Annotated in this window: 3 protein-coding genes; all 3 read left to right on the forward strand. The window is 63.8% G+C overall.

Annotated elements, in window-relative coordinates:
- Positions 1–247 precede the first annotated feature (247 nt).
- Positions 248–718 (forward strand): MarR family transcriptional regulator, encoded by a 471-nt coding sequence (locus tag LLH00_12365; GenBank protein MCE5272061.1) that lies wholly within the window; start codon positions 248–250, stop codon positions 716–718.
- 104 nt (positions 719–822) lie between these two features.
- Positions 823–1,485, forward strand: a complete 663-nt coding sequence (locus LLH00_12370; protein ID MCE5272062.1) for an alpha/beta fold hydrolase — start codon at positions 823–825, stop codon at positions 1,483–1,485.
- Between the two features lie 12 nt (positions 1,486–1,497).
- Positions 1,498–1,840, forward strand: a 343-nt coding sequence (locus LLH00_12375; GenBank protein MCE5272063.1) for a DUF2339 domain-containing protein, incomplete at its 3' end; no start/stop codon positions are given.

The following is a 1,840-nucleotide window of genomic DNA, read 5'->3' on the forward strand; positions in this document are numbered from 1 at the left end:
TGCCGCTGTACCCCAAGCTCCGCAACGACGAGTTGGACTACGTAGTCCGCTCGGTCAAGGACCTGGCCCTGGCCCTGCGCTTCGACAGGCTCGCCTGATTCCAGTGGCTCGCCTGATTCCAACGGCCCACCTGATTCCAACAGCCCATCTGGTTTCAACAACCTCTCTGTTTCTTCTCCCTTATTAACTCTTGACATTTTTATTTGCCGTGTGTATTGTTTATATATTAACTATTCAAAGGAGAAGCATGAGCCTGGAACAGGAACTCGGTTTCCGCCGCCCCTTGAGCCATCCCGGCGGGGCCACCGTGCTGAACATAGTCCACACCGGCAACCTGCTGGTCAAGGAGGGTGACCGGGTATTCAAGCCCCTTGGTCTGACCAACGCCTGGTTCGATGTCCTGATGCTGGTGCGCTGGCAGAGCGAGAACGGACGGATCAGCCAGAGCGAGCTGGGCCGCATGCTGCTGGTCAACCGCTCCAACGTGACCGGCCTGGTGGACCGCATGGAGCGCGCCGGGCTGGTGCGCCGCGTGGCCGAGCCGGGCGACCGACGGGTGAACCTGGTCGAGCTGACCGAGGCAGGCGGCGCAGCCCTGGACCGGGCCTACAAAGTGTACATCGAGCGGATCGGGCAGGTGCTGTCCGGCCTCCAGGACAGCGACCTGCGCAGCCTGACCGGTCTGCTGGAGCGGGTGCGCGAGGGTGTGAACGGTTGAGACGGGTCCCCGCCGGTGCAGTCTCCGACGGGAATTCTTTGAGCTTTATTGTTTATATATCAACTTTTGACGAGTCAACCATAAACAGCATTCAGGAGGCGCGGATGACGGACGATTGCAAACCCGGACGGGTGGCCCTTCTCCACGGCCTGGGCCGCAGCCGCCGCTCCATGCGCCTTCTGGCGCGCCGCCTGGAACGCTCCGGGTTCGAGACCCGCCTGATCGGCTATCCCTCCCGCCGCCTCTCTCTGGAAGAGCTGGCCGCCCGGGTGCGGCTTGAGATGCTGAGTCTGACTCCGCAGGACAGCGCCCCGTTGCATGCGGTCACCCACTCCCTGGGTGGTATAATCCTGCGCCATATCATGAGAGACGCCCCCCTGCCCGGTTTCGGGCGGGCGGTGCTGCTCGCCCCACCCAACTCCGGCAGCCAGATGGCGGACCGGCTGGCCGCTTTCCGCCTGGCCCGCGGCCTCTGGGGGCCGGTGCTGAGCCAACTGGTCACCGACCCGCAGCGCGGTCCGCAGCGCCTGGGCCCGGCGGCTTTCGGCCCCGGGGTGATCGCCGGCAGCCTCAGCCTGACCCCGATGTTCAGCCCGCTGTTCGGCGGGCCCAACGACGGGCTGGTAACAGTGGAGAGCGCGAAAGTGGAGGGCATGGCCGATTTCCTGGTCCTGCCGCTGGCCCACGCCTTTATCATGCGCAACCGTGAGGTGGCGCACCAGTGCGCGTATTTCCTGAGCCACGGCTCGTTCGATCGTCTACGGTGACAGGAGGAATGCATGAGTCAGGAAAACGAGGAACAATCCCTGGCCGCCAGAGTGGCGCGCCTGGAGGCCGAGATGGCTGTCCTGAGGACTCGCCTGGGGCTGGAAAGTCCAGTATCGATTCAGGAGACACGGCCTTCTTTACCGGGAAAGGCCGTAAGAATTCCGGCCTTCCCCGTGGAGCAGGCGGCAGCGGCGGAGGCTCCGGTCCTTTCCTCCCCCGCCCATAGCAGCGCGTCAGACATAGTCCGTGGCGAGAACTGGTTCAAGTGGTCCGGGATCGCGCTGGTGCTTTTCGGTCTGGCATTCCTTTTCAAATACTCTATCGACCGGGGCTGGCTGGTCCCGACAGTAAGGG

This window comes from bacterium, from assembly GCA_021372515.1.
Classification (GTDB): Bacteria; Gemmatimonadota; Glassbacteria; order GWA2-58-10; family GWA2-58-10; genus JAJFUG01.

Coding starts and splice junctions, on each gene's coding strand:
- LLH00_12365 (MCE5272061.1), top strand. CDS start 248: ATGAGCCTGGAACAGGAACTCGGTTTCCGCCGCCCCTTGAGCCATCCC.
- LLH00_12370 (MCE5272062.1), top strand. CDS start 823: ATGACGGACGATTGCAAACCCGGACGGGTGGCCCTTCTCCACGGCCTG.